Raw genomic sequence first — 19,428 nt, forward strand, 5'->3', positions numbered from 1 at the left:
TTCATGCGGCCATGCTTTAGTTTTCCTTTTTCAGGGAGAGCACTATGAGCGAATTCGACCTCGGCCGCCGTCGTGTCATACAAGCTGTCGGAGCCGGGCTGTTGCTGCCCGGCCTGGCGCCGGCGGTGATTGCATCGGTCAAGGATCGGCCGCAACTCACCGATGGTGTGCAGTCCGGCGACCTGTTGGGCGACCGGGCGATGATCTGGAGCCGTAGCGATCGCGCGGCGCGGATGGTGGTGGAATGGGACACGCGCAGCCTGTTCAGCAACCCCCGTCGATTCGTCTCGCCATTGGCCGATGCCGGCACCGATTTCACCGCTCGGGTCGAACTCACCGGCCTGCCCGCCGATCAGGCAATTTTCTACCGCGTGACGTTCGAAGACGCCCAGAGCGGTGTCGCCAGCGAGCCGTGGTTCGGCCATCTGCGCAGTGTGCCCAGCGCTCGGCGGAATATTCGCTTTGTCTGGAGCGGCGACACGGTTGGCCAAGGCTTCGGCATCAATCCGGACATCGGCGGCATGCGCATCTACGAAGCCATGCGTTTGCGCCTGCCGGACTTTTTTATCCACAGCGGCGACACCATCTACGCTGATGGCCCGGTGCCGGCGCAACTGACCACCGAAAGCGGCCGGGTGTGGCGCAACATCACCAGCGAAGCCAAGAGCAAAGTCGCCGAAACCCTCGACGAGTATCGCGGCAATTACCGCTACAACCTGATGGACGAAAACGTCCGTCGTTTCAACGCCGAAGTGCCGCAGATCTGGCAGTGGGACGACCACGAAGTGGTGAACAACTGGTCGCCGGGCAAGCAACTGGATGATCGCTACAAGAGCAAAGATATCCACAGCCTGGTGGGCCGCGCGCGGCAAGCCTGGCTGGAATATGCGCCGATGCGTTTGCAGAGCGCCGACGGTGGCGGGCGGATTTATCGCAAGCTGAGTTATGGGCCGATGCTCGATGTGTTCGTGCTCGACATGCGCAGCTACCGGGGTGCCAATGACGACAACCTCGGTGCCGCCAAACCGTTCCTCGGTCGAGAGCAATTGGATTGGCTCAAACGTGAATTGAAAGGCTCCCAGGCTCAATGGAAAGTCATCGCCGCCGACATGCCCATCGGCCTCGGCGTCCCGGACGGCGAAGTCAGCCCCGGTGTGGCGCGTTGGGAAGCGGTGGCCAACGGTGATCCGGGCCCGGCTCAGGGCCGTGAACTGGAGATCGCTGAATTGCTCGGTTTTCTGCGGGCGCAGCAGGTGCGCAATTTCGTTTGGCTGACGGCGGATGTGCATTACTGTGCGGCGCACCATTACCATCCTGATCGCGCGGCGTTCCAGGACTTCGAACCGTTCTGGGAATTTGTCGCGGGGCCGCTGAATGCGGGCAGCTTCGGGCCGAATGCGCTGGATAAAACCTTCGGCCCCGAGGTGGTATTCCAGAAGGCACCCGCTGCGCAGAACACCTCGCCGTTTGCCGGGTTTCAGTTTTTTGGCGAGGTGAACATCGATGGGCAGTCGGGTGAGTTGAGTGTCGTGCTGCGGGATCTGGATGGGGTGGGGGTGTTCGAGCGTAAGTTGCAGCCGGTTTGAGGGCTTGAGCGAAGTCCTGTGGGCGCGACCTGTGGCGAGGGGGCTTGCCCCCGTTGGGCTGCGAAGCGGCCCCAAAATCTCTGATGCATCAACGATCTTGTGAGTGCTACGCACTCAAACGGGGCGGTGCGGCGTTCCGACAAGCCCCCTCGCCACAGGTCCCGCAGGGATCAACGGTGTTCAGTAAACGTCGCGGCGGTAGCGGCCTTGTTCGATCAGGCGCTCGACTTCATCCGCACCCAGCACTTCATTGAGCACTTGGTCCACTCCTGAAGCCATCCCCTGCAAACTGCCGCAGATGTAAATTACGGCGCCATCGGCCAGCCATTTTTTCAAATCATCGGCCGATTCGCGCAGGCGATCCTGCACATAAACCTTCTCGGCCTGATCGCGGGAAAACGCCAGGTCCAGACGCGCCAGATCACCGTTGATCAACCACTCTTCCAGCTCCGCACGGCACAGGTAATCGTGTTCCCGATTACGCTCGCCAAACAGCAGCCAGTGGCGCTGCTGCCCGTCGGCAATCCGTGCCTTGAGCAAGCTGCGCAACCCGGCCAGACCGGTACCGTTGCCCAGCAGGATCATCGGTACCGGCTCGTTCGGCAGATGGAAACCACTGTTGCGCCGCACCCGCAGGCTGATGTGGCTACCCACGGGGACGTGTTCGGTCAACCAGCCAGAACCGATGCCCAGGCTGCCATCGGGGTGCAGCTCCTGACGCACGATCAATTCCAGCACGCCGTCGGCGGCGATCGAGGCGATGGAGTATTCGCGCAGGGCCAGCGGCACCAACGCGTTCACCAGCGCTTGCGCGTGCAGGCCGACCAGATGAACGCGGTTCTCGGGCAGTTGGCGGCTGGCCAGGGCTTGTTCCAGAGACTGCGCCAGGCCATCGAGTTCCACCGTGGCCCGACCGTCAATGCCCAGGCCCTCGAGGAAATGCTCGATCGCCCACGCACCATTGCGCGGCAGCACTTCTACCAGATCACCGGCCAGCCAACTGCTGGTGCTGGGAGCGGTGAGGCCGAGCAAGTACACGGGAGCACCGCTGCTGTCCGGGTTCATCAGCTCACGGCGGGTCAGGGTCCAGTTGTCGTAGCTGGGCGCTTGCCAGGTGTCGACCGGTGCCTGACCCGTCAGCAGACCGAGTTGCTGTTGCCAGTGACGCAGGGCGTAAGGGTCGCCACCGTCGACTTCCACCGGGGCGAACAAGGTCTTGCCGCCGTGCTCGCCCAGCCAGGTGTGCAAGCGACGGGCGAAGCCGCAGAAGTGTTGATACTGGCGGTCTCCGAGGCCGAGCACGGCATAGTTCAAGCTGTTCAGGCTCGGTGCACGACCCAGCACTTTGCGTTCGAAACCACGGGCGCTGTCCGGCGCTTCGCCGTCGCCGAAGGTGCTGACTACAAACAACGCGTTGCTGGAGTTTTGCAGGTCCTGTTCGCTGACATCGGCCAGCGGTTGAACATTCACCGGTAACCCGGCGGCCTGCAATTGGCCGGCAGTCTGCCAGGCGAGTTGCTCGGCAAACCCGCTCTGGCTGGCGAAGCCGATCAGCCATGCCGGCGCGTTGCTGCCCGGTTGCGCGAGGCCTTTGCGGGCGTCCTTGATCTGGCGTTTCTTGCGTCGACGGTCCAGGTACAGCAGCCAGCCGGTGACGAAAAACAGCGGCATGCTCAGCGCGGCGATGGTCAGGATGATTCGCCCGACCATCCCGAAATAACTGCCGACGTGCAGTGCATAGATGCTGGTCAGCAGTTGCGCCTTGAGGCTTTTGTCGCTGTAACGGTCATGACGGCTGACCGCGCCGGTCACCGGATCGAGGGTGATCTGGTTCCGCGCCTGGTCATGGGGCGAATCCTTCAGCAGGTAGAACACGGTTGCCGGTTGCCCGGCCACTGGCGGCATCCGAACATTGTAGGACGAAAGACCAGGGCCGGCGGCGCTGTAGATGCTGCTCCACATCGCGGCGTAATCGGCGGTGGGGGCCGGGCCGCTTGGCGCAGGGCCGCGACCACCACGAGCTCGCTCGTTTTGTGGCGAATCGGAAAGTAGCCTGGTCAGCCCTTTGTTGTACCACTCGTACGACCAGGACAACCCGGTCAGTGCCGCCAAAAGGTAGAACACCAGGCACCAGGTGCCGGCCACCGAGTGCAGGTCCCAGTTGAAGCTGCGGCCCTTCTTCTTCCAGTCCAGCGTCAGCCAGGCGCGCCAGCTTTTCCACTGGCGCGGCCAGCGCAGGTACAGGCCGGACAGGCAGAAGAACACCAGAATCAGCGTGCAGGCGCCGGTGATCTGCCGGCCGGTATCACCCATGGCGAGGAAGCGGTGCAGTTGCAGCATCAGACCGAAGAAGTCCTGGCCGGTGACGTCGCCCATGAACTCGGCGGTGTACGGGTCGAAATAACGCATCTGCCCGCGACGTTCGCCGGGCGGCGCCGTGAAGATCACCCGCGCAGCATTGCCGCTGTCGATCTCGACCCAGAGCATCGAGACGATCTTGCCCGAAGCGCTTTCGATTTTCTCCACCAGTTCGGCCGGTGGCAGCACGCCGGCGATCTGCTTCTCGACGTGCAGCACGGAGGGGTTCAGCGTTCGCAGGATTTCATCCTGAAACGATACTGCCGCCCCGGTAATGCCCATCAGGGCCAGGACCAGTCCGGCGCTGATGCCGAAAAACCAGTGCAACTGGAACAGGGATTTCTTCAACACGTCGCTCGCCTTGTTCGTTCAAAAGTCATCATCACGGCGCGCATTATGCCGTGAGTTGTCGAGAAGCATTCTTTTTTACACGCAAAAGCCCCGTTCACTTTGATGAACGGGGCTTTTGCCTCCGCACTTCTGTGATCAGAAGTGGAAGTTGGCACTCAGCAGAGCAGTGCGGCCCGCCGCCACGTGGGCGTAGTGCGTCTGGAATACCTGGTCGAAGTAACGCTTGTCGGCCAGGTTTTGTACGTTGAGTTGCAGGTCGACGTTCTTGGTCAGGCGGTAGCTGGCCATCGCGTCGTAACGCCAGTAGGACGGAATCTCCACCGAGTTGGCGACGTTGCCGAACTGGGAATCGACGAAGGTCGCGCCGGCACCGACGGTCAACTTGTCCGGCACCAGGTCGTAGGTCGACCAGATCGTGAAGTTGTTTCGTGGGGTGCTTGGCATGTGGTTGCCTTCATCGGCGGCGAGGGTGGTTTTGACCACTTCGCTGTCCATGTAGGTGTAGCCGCCGAAGACTCGCCAGTTACGGGTCAGCTTGCCGGTGTAGGTCAGTTCCAGGCCATTGACCTGCTGTTCGCCGTCCAGCACTTGGGTGGTGCCGCCATCCGGATCGTTGATACGCGCGTTGGTTTTCTCGGTGCGGAACAGTGCGGCGGTCAGCGACAGGTCGTCACCGAAGAAGTCCCACTTGGTGCCGATCTCGTAGTTGCGGTTCTTTTCCGGGTCCAGACTGCTGTTGTTCGCCGCCAGTTCCAGGCCACCGTTGCCGCTGGTTTCGCCGGCCGGGTTGCTGGACGTCGAGTAGGCGGCATAGATGCTGCCGTTTGGCAGCGGGTTGTAGACCACGCCGATCTGGTAGTTCACCAGGTCGCTGGTGTTCTGACGGGAGAAACTGCCCGCTGGCGCCGTGCTGCTGGCGTTGGCGAAACCGCTGGATTCGACCTGGTAGTTGTCATAACGCAGGCCCAGGTTCAGGGACCATTGCTCGTTGAACTTCAGGGTGTCGAACACGTAGGCCGCGGCGGTCTTGGTGTCGGTGTCGGTGAAGGCGTTGCTGTCGGTGATCCTGCCATTCCAGTTATCCCCAGGCGTCGGGTTGTACAGGCTGGTGCAGTCGCCGGAGTTGAACAGGGCGCGGTTGCACCGGGTGCCGCTGGCGCTGGAGGTCAGGAGGTACGGACGGTTGTGGGTGTCCTGATAGGAAAACTCCAGACCGGTTACCAGGCTGTGCTCGATGGCGCCGGTGTTGAATTTGGCACTCAGGTCGGTCTGGTTGATCCAGCCGCTGGACGTCGAGTTACGGCTCTTCGCGCCACGGTAGACACTGCCGTTGGCCACGTTGCCCTTGCTGTCGTCAGGGTTGGTGACGATGTAGTCCAGGGTTGAACGGGACATGCGAAAGCTGTTCGACACGGTCAGGCTATCGTTCAGATCGTGCTCGAGCTTGATCGTGCCGCTGTCGTTGCTGGTCTGGCGATAGTCGCGACCGGTGAGGCCGTAGAAGTTGTCGCGGTTGACGTTGGCCGGCTTGTCGACGTTGTACTTGCTGCGGTTGGGGCTCGAGGTCAACGGGATGCCGTAGTCGGGCATGTCGTCGGTTTCGACGTGGTAGTAGCCGACGGTCAAGCGGGTATCGGTGCCCAGGCCGAAGGCAAAGGACGGTGCCACGCCCCAGCGGCTGACGTCCACGGCATCACGCCCGGCGACGTTGGCTTCGTGCTTCATCAGGTTCAGCCGGAACGCCGAGGTGTCGGTCATTTGCTGGTTCAGGTCGAGGGTGGTGCGCTTGGTCTGGTCCGAGCCCCAGGTGAAACCGCCGTTGTAGGCATTGCCCAGCTTGGCTGACTTGCTCACCAGGTTCAGGCTGCCACCGGTGGAACCGGCGCCGGTGAAGGCTGATCCCGGGCCCTTGCTGACTTCGATCGATTCAACGTTGAAGATCTCGCGGCTCTGGGACGCTACGTCGCGCATGCCGTCGATGAACACATCGCTTTCGGCGTTGAAGCCGCGAATGATCGGACGATCACCGGCCGGGTTGCCGCCCTCGCCGGCACCAAAGGTGATACCCGGGGTGGTGCGCAGGGCGTCGACCAGGCTGGTGGCGCCGGTGTCGCGAATCACTTGTTGCGGGATCACGGTGACGCTTTTCGGTGTCTCACGCAGTGGCGCGGTGTACTTCTTGGAGGCCGAGGTATCGGTCTTGTAGGAGGTGTCATCCTGCTCGCCTACAACGCTGGTCGCGTCCAGGGATATGGCATTGCCGGGTGCTTTTTCGTCGGTCTTCTCGGCCGCGAAAACCATGTGGCCCGCGGAGCCTGCAGTGATCGCCACGCCAATTGCTGACGCGAGCAAACGCGGTGAACTGACCGTTGATTGTGGTTGTTGGCGTGACATGTGAATTCCCCTCCCCAAGGATTTGAGGTCGCGGAATGTAGAGTAAATACGTATCTGTATCAATTGCGAAACGTTGCTATTCGCGACGAATTTACATTCTTTACAATTTGCCTTTACGGTTTTTGCGGGTTCATTCGTCTCTTGGGTTTTACATATGTAATAAGAATCAATACCATTAGCGCCCCTTTGCTTTCAGGTGTCTTTCCATGTTGTTGCACATTCCCGGCGTGTTCGCGAAAGAAGAAGTGCAGCGCATTCGCGAGGCCCTGGCGCAGTCGGATTGGGCCGATGGCAAAATTACCGCCGGTTATCAGTCGGCGAAGGCCAAGCACAATCTGCAACTGCCTGAAGGACATCCGTTGACCAAGGAAATCGGTGCGGCGATGCTCGAACGGCTGTGGAAAAATCCGCAGTTCATGTCAGCGGCATTACCGCACAAGGTCTTCCCTCCGTTGCTGAACTGTTACACGGCCGGTGGCAGTTTCGACTTCCATATCGACAATGCCGTGCGTCAGCCCAAGGGCAGCATCGAGCGGGTGCGCACCGACCTGTCGGCGACGCTGTTCTTCAGTGACCCGGAGGATTACGACGGCGGCGAACTGGAAATCCAGGACACCTTCGGCACTCAGCGCGTGAAATTGCCGGCCGGCGATATGGTCCTGTATCCCGGCACCAGCCTGCACAAGGTCAACGCCGTCACGCGTGGAACCCGCTACGCATCGTTTTTCTGGACGCAAAGCCTGGTGCGTGAAGACAACCAGCGCGCTTTGCTGTTCGAGATGGACGGGGCAATTCAGCAGCTGACCCAGGACTTGCCCGACCATCCTTCATTGATCCGCCTGACCGGTACTTACCACAACCTGTTGCGTCGCTGGGTCGAGGTATGAGTTATCAATTGCGCCGCGAGGAAGTCCTCGACGGTGATCGCCTCAAAGCCATGCTGGAGGAAAGTCCGGCGCGGGCGGCCCAGGCGATTCTGATCGCCGCCCGTGAAGGTGTGCTGGATGCCCAGGCCTTGCTGGGACAGATTTTGCTGGACGGGCGGGGTATCGAGCGGGATCAGCCGCTGGCGCTGCGCTGGTTCGAGATTGCGGCTCAGCGCGGGCACTTGATGGCGCGCAACATGCTCGGTCGTTGCCATGAACATGGCTGGGGGTGCACCGCCGATGGCTCGATAGCCGCGGGGCATTATCGTGTCGCCGCCGAAGCCGGGCTGGATTGGGCGATGTACAACTACGCCAATCTGCTGGCTACCGGGCGCGGGGTGGCTGAAAACCAGTCGCAAGCGCTGAATCTCTATCGGCGTGCCGCTGAATTGGGCCACGCAAAGTCGATGAATCTGCTGGGGCGTTATCTGGAAGAAGGCGAGTCTTGCCTCGCCGACCCTCTCGCGGCGCGAGTCTGGTATCGACGATCTGCCGAAGGCGGGGATTTTCGAGGTCAGTTCAGTTATGCGGCACTCCTGGCCGATGAGGGGCATGTTGACGAAGCGCTGTCCTGGTTACGTCGGGCATTGGCCACCGGTAACCAGAACTTTTTGCGGGTAAGCGGGGAGGCGCTGAATAACGCCTCCCACCCCAGGATTCGAGAGATGGCTGGGAAGTATAACCAGCGTGCATCCGATCTCGCTCAACCGTTGGGTTAGCCGCGCAGCCACTGGCCTTTAAGGTTTTCCAGGTAGCGCTTGAAAGGCTTGGCCTGCGCGATCAGCTTTTGACCCTTTTGGGAGACGTCGTTTCCAGCACCCTCGGTGATGGTTTCGAGAAACAGTGACACGGCTTCGACAATGCTGCTCGTTTCATCCGCATACGAGTCGCGCGGTTCGATCACCTTTTTCGTGTCGTTCAGCTGTTTGACTTTCTTGTCGATGTCGCTCATTTGGGTGACGAGAGAGTCCAGGCGACCTTGTCGATCTTTAAGGCGAACCCGCAGTGTGGTTCGAGCTTTGATCAGGTCCTGGTATTTGATCAGTTCGTTTGCCTCATCAAGAAACTTGTTCGCGACCACAATGCCAGCCTTCAACGCGGCGGATTGAGGCGTTTCAGGTTGATTGCCGATCATCCCTGTCAGTTGCTCCAGCAGAGGTTTCAGGCGATCAATGAAGCTGAGGCTTTCAAACAGGCTGATCGCTTCGTTCAAGATCTTTTCATCTTCGAGCAGCTTATCCACGGGTGGCTTTTCTTTGTCCAGCTCAATGGCCAATGTCTCGCGAGCTTGCGCCAGTTCGGCAATCTTGAATCGATTATTGCTGATGGAGGAATACCGGACACTGTGGATAGCGTCGCTGAGTTCTGTCTGAGCTTCGTCCAGCTTGTTAGTGCACATCGAGATCAATTGTGTGGCTGTTTTGGTATAGGACTCAATGGCGTTTTTGGTTTGTGAGTTCACTTCGCCGGCTGACAGAGCGGTCAGCGCTTCCAGCGTCTCGTTGAGTGCCGTGGTTTCCAGGCTGATGATTGCAGAAGTTAATGTCTTGGACGCGACCAGGTCTGTCTCGGTAATTTGAGCATTAAGCTTGATCAGTTCATTGCGCAGGGCTTCGATATACAGGTCAGCGGAGCCGATAATGGCCTGATAGCGAATGGTTTCTCGGCTGTCGCGAATAATAGACATGTCAGGTGCGGTATACGATGGGATGTTCATAAATATCCTTGTTTATAGTGGGGTAGATTGGCTTTGGTATCAGTCGAATGCTTTGGTTAACGCTTTGGCGTTGGATTCAATATTCTTCCAGTTGCTGAGCACAACTTTCAGGCTCGAAACAAAGGACCTGAGCGTGAGGAATTCGTGAATGCCATCGATTTTGTTTTTTGACGAGTCGATGTATTCGGAAATCGTGATCCACAAAGTTTCTAGAAGTGCAGTACTTTCCACCGCTCCGATGATGTAAGAATCGACGCTGTACAAACGGTCGTGGAGGACTAACAAGGTGCCCGTCAAAACACTCTTCTTGCGTACTTGCTCGGTGAGTTCATCCCGGCGTCGGATCAAGGGAGCTACGTGGACATCTCGCAGCATGGCTTTGACTCTTAGATATTGGGATCCCAGCGGGTCGGTGAAAGCCATGAAGTAATCGAAGAAGTTGGGTTCGTTTTCTTTGGTTTTTTCATCGACCAAGCGTTGAGCTTCATCAATTTCAGCATTGAGTCTAGTGATCTCGGCATTCAATTCGTGGCTGCCGGCAAGCTTGAGCTTTTCTCCGATCAATACCGCGACCACATTCGTCAGTTCGGTTTTGAAGAGTTTCAGGCGAAGCTGGATGTCAGTGCTGCTGGTTTTCTTTTGTTCGATGGAGCTGGCAATGAACTGGATAGAGTCCTTGATGGACGGAAATCTATTTTTCTCGTCCCGTCCAATTTTAAGTTCAGGAAGTCTGGCAACCTCTTCGTCAGTCAGGCCTTCAATTGTGCCAATGTAATTTTGGTAGCCGGGCATTGTTTCAATGGCGGCGATAATGTCGTCTCCGAAATACCGCAGGTCTTCAGAAAATGTCTGGAGGCTGCCAGCGACTCTTTTCATCGACAACTCGATGTCGTTCCAGCTATTGGCATTAGTGACGATTTTGGTACAGGCATTTGCTATGTCATAAGGCTCCAGTCCCGCGATACCAGTATGTTCGCTTTTTAACAGGATTTTAACGTCGTCAATGTTTACTGGAAGTGACTTGGCGGTAGTAATATACTCTTTGATTCGTTGGATATCTTTTTTGTCAACAATTGGCGGAGAGGTGCTAAAGGCGAAGCCTTTGCTAATGGGTTCGGCGGTATAGAATGGTGCTTGATTAAGTTGCATGTTTGAAATCCATTTCAAGTTAGTGGGTGCGCAGCATAACTTTACTTTGGGGTTGAACGGTTGATGGGTGTGTAACGATATATGGAGTTGGTGGTTAAGTTGGTTTAGCTGTAAGCAGAAATAAAAAAACCCGTGAAATTCACGGGTTTTCTCAGTGGGCGATTGCTTGTTAAACGTAAAACGACTTCAGCGGCGGGAAGCCATTGAATTCAACCGCGCTATAACTGGTGGTATATGCACCAGTCGACAACCAGTACAAACGATCACCAATGGCCAGGTTCAGCGGCAAACCGTACTTGTAGTTTTCGTACATGATGTCGGCGCTGTCGCAGGTCGGGCCGGCGATGACCACTTCTTCCATCTCGCCTTTCTTCTCGGTCCAGATCGGAAACTTGATGGCTTCGTCCATGGTTTCGATCAGGCCGGAGAACTTGCCCACATCCGTGTACACCCAACGCTCTACAGCGGTACGGGATTTACGCGCCACCAGCACCACTTCGCTGACCAGAATGCCGGCGTTGGCGATCAGCGAACGGCCCGGCTCCAGGATGATTTCCGGCAGGTCGTCGCCGAAGTCTTCCTTCAGGAAGCGGATGATTTCTTCAGCGTAGGTTTCCAGGCTGTTGGTGCGGGTGATGTAGTTGGCCGGGAAGCCGCCACCCATGTTGATCAGCTTCAGGTGGATGCCGTCTTCTTCTTTCAGGCGTTCGAAGATCACTTTGACCTTGGCGATTGCCGCGTCCCAGACGCTGATGTCGCGCTGCTGCGAACCGACGTGGAACGAGATGCCGTATGGCACCAGGCCCAGGTCACGAGCCAGGATCAGCAGGTCCATGGCCATGTCGGTCTGGCAGCCGAATTTGCGCGACAAAGGCCAGTCGGCAGTGGTCGAGCCTTCAGTCAGGATACGCACGTAGACTTTCGAGCCCGGAGCGGCCTTGGCGATGTTGCGCAGGTCGGCTTCGGAGTCGGTGGCGTACAGGCGCACGCCCTTGTCGTAGAAGTAGCGAATGTCTTTGGATTTCTTGATGGTGTTGCCGTAGCTGATCTGGTCGGCGCTGACGCCACGGCTCAGCACTTTGTCCAGCTCATAGATCGAGGCGATGTCGAAGCTCGAGCCTTTCTCTTTGAGCAGGTCGATGATTTCCACGGCCGGGTTGGCCTTGACCGCGTAGTAGACCTTGGCAAATTCGAAACCGGCACGCAGGTCGTCATAGGCCTGGGCGATCATCGCGGTGTCGATCACCACGAACGGGGTTTCTTGTTTGTCGGCGAAGGCCTTCATTTTCTGGAAGGTTTCGCGCGCGAAATAGTCTTCGACGTTGATCGACATGCTGGGAACTCCTACTGGCAAACTGAAATTATCAATGGGTGCAAATGAACGCCCTCCGTATCCCCACTTTGGTTCGCCTACTTCCCAAGGCATGTCGCCGAAAGCAAAAAGGCCATGGGAGGCGGTGCTTCCCTTGGCCTTGCTGTCTCGTCGTCAGTACTTGAGCCGGATGGATCGTTTCCAGCATGGACGTTCGGCGCGAACTTTAGGGCGTGAGGGGCTTGAGATCAACAAAAAATGTCGCGTTTTTGCACGCTTCCGTCGTGCGGTCCCTGACAGCTACTGATGTAACCGACCTGCGTGACAGTGTGATGTTCCCAAGACAAGGATTTTAGAAGGGCGCTTGCTTGGCTTTTGTGGCGAGGGAGCTTGCTCCCGCTGGGCCGCGTAGCGGCCCCAAAATCAGGCAATGCGGTTCTTCAGAAGGATCGCATCGGCTGACTTTACGACTGCTTCGCAGCCGAACGGGAGCAAGCTCCCTCGCCACAAAAGCACTAGAGCCTCAGACAGATCAGGCCAACGCAGTTTCCGCAGGTGAAACAATGCTGGTCTTGCCCCCACGGGACTTGCCGGAGCTCAAATATTCCGCAATCGATTCCTGAGTCACTTCCCCCAGAAACACCCGCTCGGCATCCATCACCGGCAACCACGAGCGGTTGAACTCGTACATACGCGACAGCAGGATGCGCAAATGTTCGTCATACGCCGCGGTGGCGTTGAACTCGCGCCGGTATTGCGCGCAGGTGCCGGTCTGGCGATGCAGGTCGCGCCGACGCACGTAGCCCAAGGCCTTGTTCTCGGCGCAGGTCACCACCACGTAGCGACGGTCCAGTTCGTCCATCAACTCCAGCGCTTCGGCCACCGGGGTTTGCGGGCTGACCGACGGCGCGTTGTCCGCCGCATCTTCAGCCTTCACCAGCAACAGCCGCTTTAGCGTGCTGTCCTGGCCGACGAAGTTGCTGACAAAGTCGTCCGCAGGATGCGCGAGCAAGGTGTCTGGGTGGTCGATCTGCAACAACTTGCCGGCGCGGAAAATCGCGATTTTGTCGCCGAGCTTGATGGCTTCGTCGATGTCATGGCTGACCATGATCACGGTCTTGTTCAGCGCCCGTTGCATTTCGAAGAACTCGTTCTGGATCATCTCGCGGTTGATCGGGTCGACCGCGCCGAACGGTTCGTCCATCAACAACAACGGTGCATCCGCCGCCAGCGCACGAATCACCCCGATCCGCTGCTGTTGGCCGCCGGACAATTCACGGGGGTAGCGAGTCAGGTATTGCTTGGGCTCAAGCTTGATCATGCTCATCAACTCGCGGGCGCGGTCGTGGCATTTCTGTTTGTCCCAGCCGAGCAGGCGCGGAACGATGGTGATGTTTTCCTCGATGGTCATGTTCGGGAACAGACCGATCTGCTGGATCACATAACCGATGTTGCGGCGCAGCGTCACTTCGTCGAGGTCGGTGGTGTCTTCGCCGTTGATCAGGATCTTGCCCGAGGTCGGTTTGATCAACCGGTTGATCATCTTCAGCGTGGTGCTCTTGCCGCAGCCCGATGGCCCGAGGAACACACAGATCTCGCCTTCGTTGACGGTCAGGCTCACCGAGTCCACGGCGTTCACATCTTTGCCGTTGCTTTGGAAGGTCTTGCTGAGGTTTTGAAGTTCGATCATTTCAAGAGTCCTTTTGGGGTCAGCGCGCGTTGCAGCCATTGCAGAAGCAGGTCGGCGAAGATGGCCAGGAGACTGACCAGCACCGCGCCGACGATCAGCATCGACATGTCGCTGCGGCTGATGGAAGCGAGGATGAGTACACCGAGGCCACCGGCGCCGATGGTCGCGGCGATGGTCATCACGCCGATGTTCATCACCACGGCGGTGCGTACACCGGCGAGGATCACCGGCACGGCAATTGGCAGTTCGACCATGCGCAGGCGCTGGCCGAAGGTCATGCCGATACCGCGGGCGGCTTCGCGAATGCCGGGTTCCACGCCGGTCAGCGCCAGGTAGGTGTTACGCATGATCGGCAGCAGCGAATAGAGAAACACTGCAGTGATCGCCGGCATCGGGCCCAGGCCCTGGCCGAACCTGGAGTAGAACGGCAACAGCAGGCCGAACAGGGCAATCGACGGCACGGTCAGCAAAACCGTGGCGCTGGCTTGCAACGGGCCGGCCAATGTCGGGAAGCGGGTCATCAGGATGCCCAGCGGCACGCCGACCAGAATCGCCAGCGTTACCGCGATGCCAACCAGGGTGATGTGCTGCCAGGTCAGGTGCAGCACTAGCGGCCAATCGAGATGGGAAAAGGCGTTGAGAAATTCCATGTCTTTTTCTCCTCTGCCTTATTGAACAGACAGCAGTGGATGCTGGCGCAGGAAATCGGCGGCAACGGATGAAGGGCTTTCGTGATCGACATCGACCCGTGCGTTGAGCTGGCGCATGGTGGCGTCGTCGAACAGTTCGGCCAGTGGCTTGAGCTCTTCGGCGAGTTTCGGGTGGGCATCGAGGTAGGCCTGGCGCACCACCGGCGCGGCGGTGTAGTCGGGGAAGTAATGCTTGTCGTCTTCGAGCAACTTGAGTTTGAAGGCGTTCAAGCGACCGTCGGTGGTGTAGACCAGGCCGGCGAACACCTGGCCGTTGCGCAGGGCGGTGTAGACCAGCCCGGCATCCATCTGGCGAATGTTGTTGCGGGTCAGGTTCATGCCATAGAGATCAACCATGCCGCCCAGACCGTCGGAACGGTTGGCGAATTCGGTGTCCAAAGCGACGAGGTGATTAGTCTTCGCCTCGGCTTGCAACACCTCGTTCAACTGGCTGATGGTGTTGATCTGCGGATAAGCCTTCGCGGTTTTTTCCGGCAGGGCCAAGGCGTAGGTGTTGCTGAATTTCGACGGAGTCAGCCAGATCAGGCCTTTTTTTCCGTCGAGTTCTTTCACTCGGGCGTAGGACTGCGCGCTGTCGAGTTTTTCAGTGACATGGTTGTAAGCCACCAGCGAGACGCCGGTGTATTCCCAGAGCATGTCCAGTTGGCCACTTTCGTGCGCGCTGCGGGCCAGGTTGCTGCCCAGGCCGCCGGTCACCTGGGTTTCGTAGCCCTTGGTGCGCAGGTATTGGGAAGTGATTTCCGCGAGCAGGGTTTGTTCGGTGAACACCCGGGCGCCGATGCGGATCAGCGGTTTTTCTGCGGCTTGGGCAAATCCTGCGAGCAGCAGAACGCAGCCTAGTAAAAAGCTACTGCCTTTTGTAAAAAGAGCTTTCATGAGAATTCCTTTGCCGAGGCTTAAGACGGGCGCAGGCCGCGTTCGAGCCAGAGGCGGCTGGCGAGTGTCACCAGACCGTCGAGCAGCAAGGCCAGCAGGGCGGTGCAGGCCGCGCCGAGCAGCAGTTGCGGCTGATTGTTCAGGGCTATGCCGGGGAAAATCAGGCTGCCCAGACTGTTGGCGCCAATCAGGAACGCCAGCGGCGCGGTCCCGACGTTGATCGCCAGCGCCACGCGCACGCCACCGATGATGATTGGCACGGCATTCGGCAATTCGACCCGGCACAGCACCTGAGTCGGGGTCATGCCGATGCCGACGGCGGCTTCCTTGAGCGAACCCTGAACGTTTTTCAGCCCTTCATAGGTGTTGCGCACGATCGGCAACAGCGAAGCCAGGAACAGAGCGAAGATCGCCGGGCCGCTGCCGATGCCGAGGATGCCCAGGGCGATGGCCAGTACGGCGAGCGGCGGCACGGTGTTGCCGATGTTGAAGATCTGCATGAAGCGTTCGGCGCGTCCGACCATGGTCGGGCGGCTTAAGACGATGCCGGCGGGGATGCCCACAACGAGGGCGGCCAGCATGGAAGCGAGGACAAGAATCAGATGAGCTTGCAGGTAAAACAACAAATCGTCGCGGTACAGTTCGATCGTGTTGATGCCAATCCAGTGGACCAGCAGGGCCAGAAGGGCGACGACAACCGCACCTCCTGTCAGCCCTTTGCCATAGCGAATAGCCACAGGCAGACTCCTTTTTTCAGTCGGCGAACGCAGTCCCGTGTGGCATGCCATTCCTGGCTGCCGGGAAAACAACGTTCGCGAGAAGCAGCTCTACATGCTGATAAAACCGCATGAAATCGAGCCATAAGCGCAGCCTCGTCAGGCTAACTTGCTGATTTTTCAGCCCCTGACGATGGGTCGTAACAGGGGAGTGGACGCCTCCACCTTTTAAAAGGTTCCATAATCAGCAGCGTAGGAGCTGGCGAAGCCTGCGATCTTTTGATGTTGCGTTTAGAAGCGAAGATCAAAAGATCGCAGCCTTCGGCAGCTCCTACGTTGGGTTGCAACCTCCGTCAGCCCTGTGGATGGTGGTCCGTAGATCACTTTTTAAGCTATACTCGCCGCCCTTTTTTGAATCACCGCCAGGCGATTTCCCATGACCAAACAGGCCGCCGAAGTCGCGAAACGCCGCACTTTCGCCATTATTTCCCACCCCGATGCCGGTAAGACCACCATCACCGAGAAGCTCTTGCTGATGGGCAAGGCGATTGCGGTTGCCGGCACGGTGAAGTCTCGCAAGTCCGACCGCCATGCCACCTCCGACTGGATGGAAATGGAAAAACAACGGGGTATCTCCATTACCACGTCGGTCATGCAGTTCCCGTATCGCGACCACATGGTCAACCTGCTCGACACCCCGGGCCACGAAGACTTCTCCGAAGACACCTACCGCACTCTGACTGCGGTGGACTCGGCATTGATGGTCCTCGACGGCGGTAAGGGTGTAGAACCACGGACCATCGCCCTGATGGACGTCTGCCGCCTGCGTGACACGCCGATCGTCAGCTTCATCAACAAACTCGACCGTGACATTCGCGACCCGATCGAACTGCTCGACGAAATCGAAGCAGTCCTGAAGATCAAGGCTGCTCCGATCACCTGGCCGATCGGTTGCTACCGCGACTTCAAGGGTGTTTATCACCTCGCCGACGACTACATCATCGTCTACACCGCCGGCCACGGTCATGAGCGCACCGAAACCAAAATCATCGAGAAGCTCGATTCCGATGAAGCGCGCGCGCATTTGGGTGACGAGTACGAACGTTTCATCGAGCAGCTGGAGTTGGTGCAGGGTGCCTGCCACGAGTTCAACCAGCAGGAATTCCTCGACGGCCAACTGACCCCGGTGTTCTTCGGTACCGCGCTGGGCAACTTCGGTGTCGATCACGTACTCGACGCCGTGGTCGACTGGGCACCGCAACCACTGGCCCGTGTCGCCAACGAGCGCACCGTCGAGCCAGTGGAAGAGAAGTTCAGCGGTTTCGTGTTCAAGATCCAGGCGAACATGGACCCGAAACACCGCGACCGCATCGCCTTCATGCGCATTTGCTCCGGCAAATACGAAAAAGGCATGAAGATGCGCCATGTGCGCACCGGCAAGGACGTGCGGATCGGCGACGCGCTGACCTTCTTCTCCTCCGAGCGTGAGCAACTGGAAGAAGCGTTCGCCGGTGACATCATCGGCCTGCACAACCACGGCACCATCCAGATCGGCGACACCTTCACCGAAGGCGAAGCCCTGGGCTTCACCGGCATCCCGCACTTCGCCCCGGAACTGTTCCGCCGCGTACGCCTGCGCGATCCGCTGAAATCCAAGCAACTGCGTCAAGGCTTGCAGCAACTGGCCGAAGAAGGCGCCACCCAGGTGTTCTTCCCCGAGCGCAGCAACGACATCATTCTCGGCGCCGTCGGTGTGCTGCAGTTCGATGTGGTCGCCAGCCGTTTGAAAGAGGAATACAAGGTCGAGTGCTCCTACGAGCCGATCACGGTGTATTCCGCGCGCTGGATCGAGTCCGGCGACAAGAAGAAGCTTGAGGAATTCACCAACAAGGCCGTGGAAAACCTCGCCCTCGACGGCGGCGGTCACCTGACCTACCTGGCCCCGACCCGGGTCAACCTGGCACTGATGGAAGAACGCTGGCCGGACGTGAAATTCCGTGCGACGCGTGAGCATCACTAAGCGCTGAGTTGCAAACCCCAAAGCCCTGATGCGCGAGCCTCGGGGCTTTTTATTGCCCGGGCGGCGTGCCGCTCCACGCCCCAAGGAGCTGCCGAAGTGCCGAAGGCTGCGATCTTTTGACCTTGAACAACAGATCAAAAGATCGCAGCCTTCGGCAGCTCCTACGAGAAGCAATGTGCGACAACGCGCAGATTGCAGCGAGCCAGCGACAAACATTGGCTGTAGGCTTTTTCCAGTTCGCCTGTGGCTTGCCTCCGTTTTTGCATATTCGGTGTTTTTATCCGCGACAACCTGATCGCTGACGTCTAGTGTTCGAAGCTCACACAAGCGGCCTTTTCAAGGATCAATGGAATGACGAGTCGGCTGACTCACCTGCTGCGGCTGGACGGCTATTTCAGCACCATGGCCTGGGTGCTGGCGGCGTTGCTGTTCATCAATCGCTTGAGCAGCATGGTCAAGCTGTTCATGGCGTTGTATCTGCGCCAGGAACTGGGGCTGGCGATTGAAACCGTCGGCTGGCTGTTATCCGCTTATGGCGCGGGCTTGCTGGTCGGGTCGATGCTGGGCGGATGGCTGAGCGATCATGTCCGCACGGCGCGGCTGACCGCTGCACTGTTTTTTGTCTCTGTGTGGGTTCTGGTTTTGCTGGGGCTGATCACGCAAGTACCGCTGCTGGCTGGCCTGCTGTTGCTCAGTGGAATCCTCGACGGAGCGATTCGGACACTGCATCAACGGCTGATCATGGAGTATTGCGAAGTTGCACAGCGTCCGCGTGCACAGGCTTTGAGCCGTGTCGCCAGAAACCTCGGGATGGCCGTTGCCGGGGTATTGGGCGGGGTGTTGGCACAATCCGGTTTTCGCTGGGTATTTTTCGTCAGCGCGGGCATGACCTTGCTGGCATTGCTCTGGTTTGTCCGTACGACATGGCGTCGACCGGTGCTGATTGCTGACGGAACGCCCGATGCAGAGTCGGGTTTGGGTGTGCCGTATCGCGACAAACCGTTCCTCTGGTTGTTGGCCGCAGCGATCGTGCTCGGAATGGCATTCGATACGGTCTACAGCATGTTGGGCAACTATCTGCGTGATTACTACCGGTTGAGCACCGAAGCCATTGGCTGGCAGTTCGGTCTCAATGCGACGTTGGTGGTGTTGCTGCAAATTCCACTGTCCCATTGGGGGGAGCGCTGGGGCGTGCGGCGGCAACTGGTGGCGGGATGCTTGATGCTGGCGGTCGGGCTGGGCATGTTGCCACTGGGTTCCGGGCTGTTTTACGCCTGCCTGTCGACGGTGATCTGGACGCTGGGTGAGGCGTTGTTCATGCCGCCGCTGAATGTGTTGGTGATGCAACATGCCCAAGCCGGAAAAAGCGGCCAGTACTTTGGGCTCTTCTTCATGAGCTGGAGTGCGAGCGCGCTGGTTTCGCCTGTCCTTGGCGGCCAGCTGTATGGTCATTACGGCGGGCATAGCGTCTGGTTCGCAAGCGCGGTGCTGGCGATGTTGTCCATACCGCTGATTTATCAAGCGACTCGGTTGTCCGGGTATAAAAAGGCTCTTCCTTCCGTGCGCAGCGAGCCCGCATCACTTAGTTGATCTGGTTATAGGCATTATTCGAAACCAATCTCC

14 protein-coding genes are annotated in these 19,428 nt (G+C 58.6%); 5 read left to right on the forward strand and 9 right to left on the reverse strand.

The features are described 5' to 3' along the window. Window positions 1-44: 44 nt before the first annotated feature. On the forward strand, window positions 45-1,586 hold the full coding sequence (locus tag ACEN9A_RS03345; protein WP_019582438.1) for an alkaline phosphatase D family protein: 1,542 nt from the start codon (window positions 45-47) through the stop codon (window positions 1,584-1,586). Between the two features lie 180 nt (window positions 1,587-1,766). Here the strand turns inward: ACEN9A_RS03345 and ACEN9A_RS03350 are convergent, their stop codons facing one another. Together ACEN9A_RS03350 and ACEN9A_RS03355 are read right to left on the reverse strand one after the other, a co-directional pair. After that, window positions 1,767-4,295: a sulfite reductase flavoprotein subunit alpha gene (locus tag ACEN9A_RS03350; RefSeq protein WP_258672345.1), complete on the reverse strand. Its 2,529-nt coding sequence runs from the start codon at window positions 4,293-4,295 to the stop codon at window positions 1,767-1,769. A gap of 135 nt (window positions 4,296-4,430) precedes the next feature. Next, window positions 4,431-6,689: a TonB-dependent receptor gene (locus ACEN9A_RS03355; RefSeq protein ID WP_258672346.1), complete on the reverse strand. Its 2,259-nt coding sequence runs from the start codon at window positions 6,687-6,689 to the stop codon at window positions 4,431-4,433. 206 nt (window positions 6,690-6,895) lie between these two features. On the opposite strand from ACEN9A_RS03355, the gene ACEN9A_RS03360 reads away from it, so the two are divergent. Together ACEN9A_RS03360 and ACEN9A_RS03365 are read left to right on the forward strand one after the other, a co-directional pair. Continuing rightward, complete coding sequence (locus tag ACEN9A_RS03360) at window positions 6,896-7,576, forward strand: Fe2+-dependent dioxygenase (protein ID WP_258672347.1); 681 nt, start codon at window positions 6,896-6,898, stop codon at window positions 7,574-7,576. Further along, window positions 7,573-8,334 carry a tetratricopeptide repeat protein gene (locus ACEN9A_RS03365; protein ID WP_258672348.1) on the forward strand — a complete coding sequence of 254 codons (762 nt, stop codon included), beginning with the start codon at window positions 7,573-7,575 and terminating at the stop codon, window positions 8,332-8,334. The genes ACEN9A_RS03360 and ACEN9A_RS03365 overlap by 4 nt, the downstream gene beginning before the upstream one ends. On the opposite strand, the gene ACEN9A_RS03370 is transcribed toward ACEN9A_RS03365, so the two are convergent. The 7 genes from ACEN9A_RS03370 to ACEN9A_RS03400 form a co-directional block, all read right to left on the reverse strand. Next, a complete protein-coding gene (locus tag ACEN9A_RS03370; RefSeq protein WP_258672349.1) occupies window positions 8,331-9,332 on the reverse strand; it encodes an alpha-xenorhabdolysin family binary toxin subunit B in 1,002 nt (333 codons plus the stop codon). The genes ACEN9A_RS03365 and ACEN9A_RS03370 overlap by 4 nt on opposite strands. 39 nt (window positions 9,333-9,371) lie before the next feature. Then, the gene (locus tag ACEN9A_RS03375; RefSeq protein WP_258672350.1) at window positions 9,372-10,481 is read right to left on the reverse strand and encodes an alpha-xenorhabdolysin family binary toxin subunit A; all 1,110 of its coding nucleotides are present in this window, start codon (window positions 10,479-10,481) and stop codon (window positions 9,372-9,374) included. Window positions 10,482-10,650: 169 nt separating this feature from the next. Next, window positions 10,651-11,814, reverse strand: a complete 1,164-nt coding sequence (locus ACEN9A_RS03380) for a type III PLP-dependent enzyme (protein WP_018929507.1) — start codon at window positions 11,812-11,814, stop codon at window positions 10,651-10,653. A gap of 511 nt (window positions 11,815-12,325) precedes the next feature. Further along, on the reverse strand, window positions 12,326-13,483 hold the full coding sequence (locus ACEN9A_RS03385; RefSeq protein WP_258672351.1) for an osmoprotectant ABC transporter ATP-binding protein OsmV: 1,158 nt from the start codon (window positions 13,481-13,483) through the stop codon (window positions 12,326-12,328). Then, window positions 13,480-14,133 (reverse strand): ABC transporter permease, encoded by a 654-nt coding sequence (locus ACEN9A_RS03390; protein WP_258672352.1) that lies wholly within the window; start codon window positions 14,131-14,133, stop codon window positions 13,480-13,482. The genes ACEN9A_RS03385 and ACEN9A_RS03390 overlap by 4 nt, the downstream gene beginning before the upstream one ends. 18 nt (window positions 14,134-14,151) lie before the next feature. Beyond that, window positions 14,152-15,069, reverse strand: coding sequence for a glycine betaine ABC transporter substrate-binding protein (locus tag ACEN9A_RS03395; RefSeq protein WP_258672353.1), 918 nt, complete (start codon window positions 15,067-15,069; stop codon window positions 14,152-14,154). Between the two features lie 20 nt (window positions 15,070-15,089). Then, window positions 15,090-15,806: an ABC transporter permease gene (locus ACEN9A_RS03400; RefSeq protein WP_258672354.1), complete on the reverse strand. Its 717-nt coding sequence runs from the start codon at window positions 15,804-15,806 to the stop codon at window positions 15,090-15,092. Window positions 15,807-16,221: 415 nt separating this feature from the next. Between ACEN9A_RS03400 and ACEN9A_RS03405 the strand changes: the two genes are divergently transcribed. Then, window positions 16,222-17,805 (forward strand): peptide chain release factor 3, encoded by a 1,584-nt coding sequence (locus tag ACEN9A_RS03405; protein WP_019651101.1) that lies wholly within the window; start codon window positions 16,222-16,224, stop codon window positions 17,803-17,805. 351 nt (window positions 17,806-18,156) lie between these two features. Then, a complete protein-coding gene (locus ACEN9A_RS03410; RefSeq protein WP_258672355.1) occupies window positions 18,157-19,395 on the forward strand; it encodes an MFS transporter in 1,239 nt (412 codons plus the stop codon). Window positions 19,396-19,428: the final 33 nt, after the last annotated feature.

The organism is Pseudomonas sp. Pseusp18, assembly GCF_059506005.1.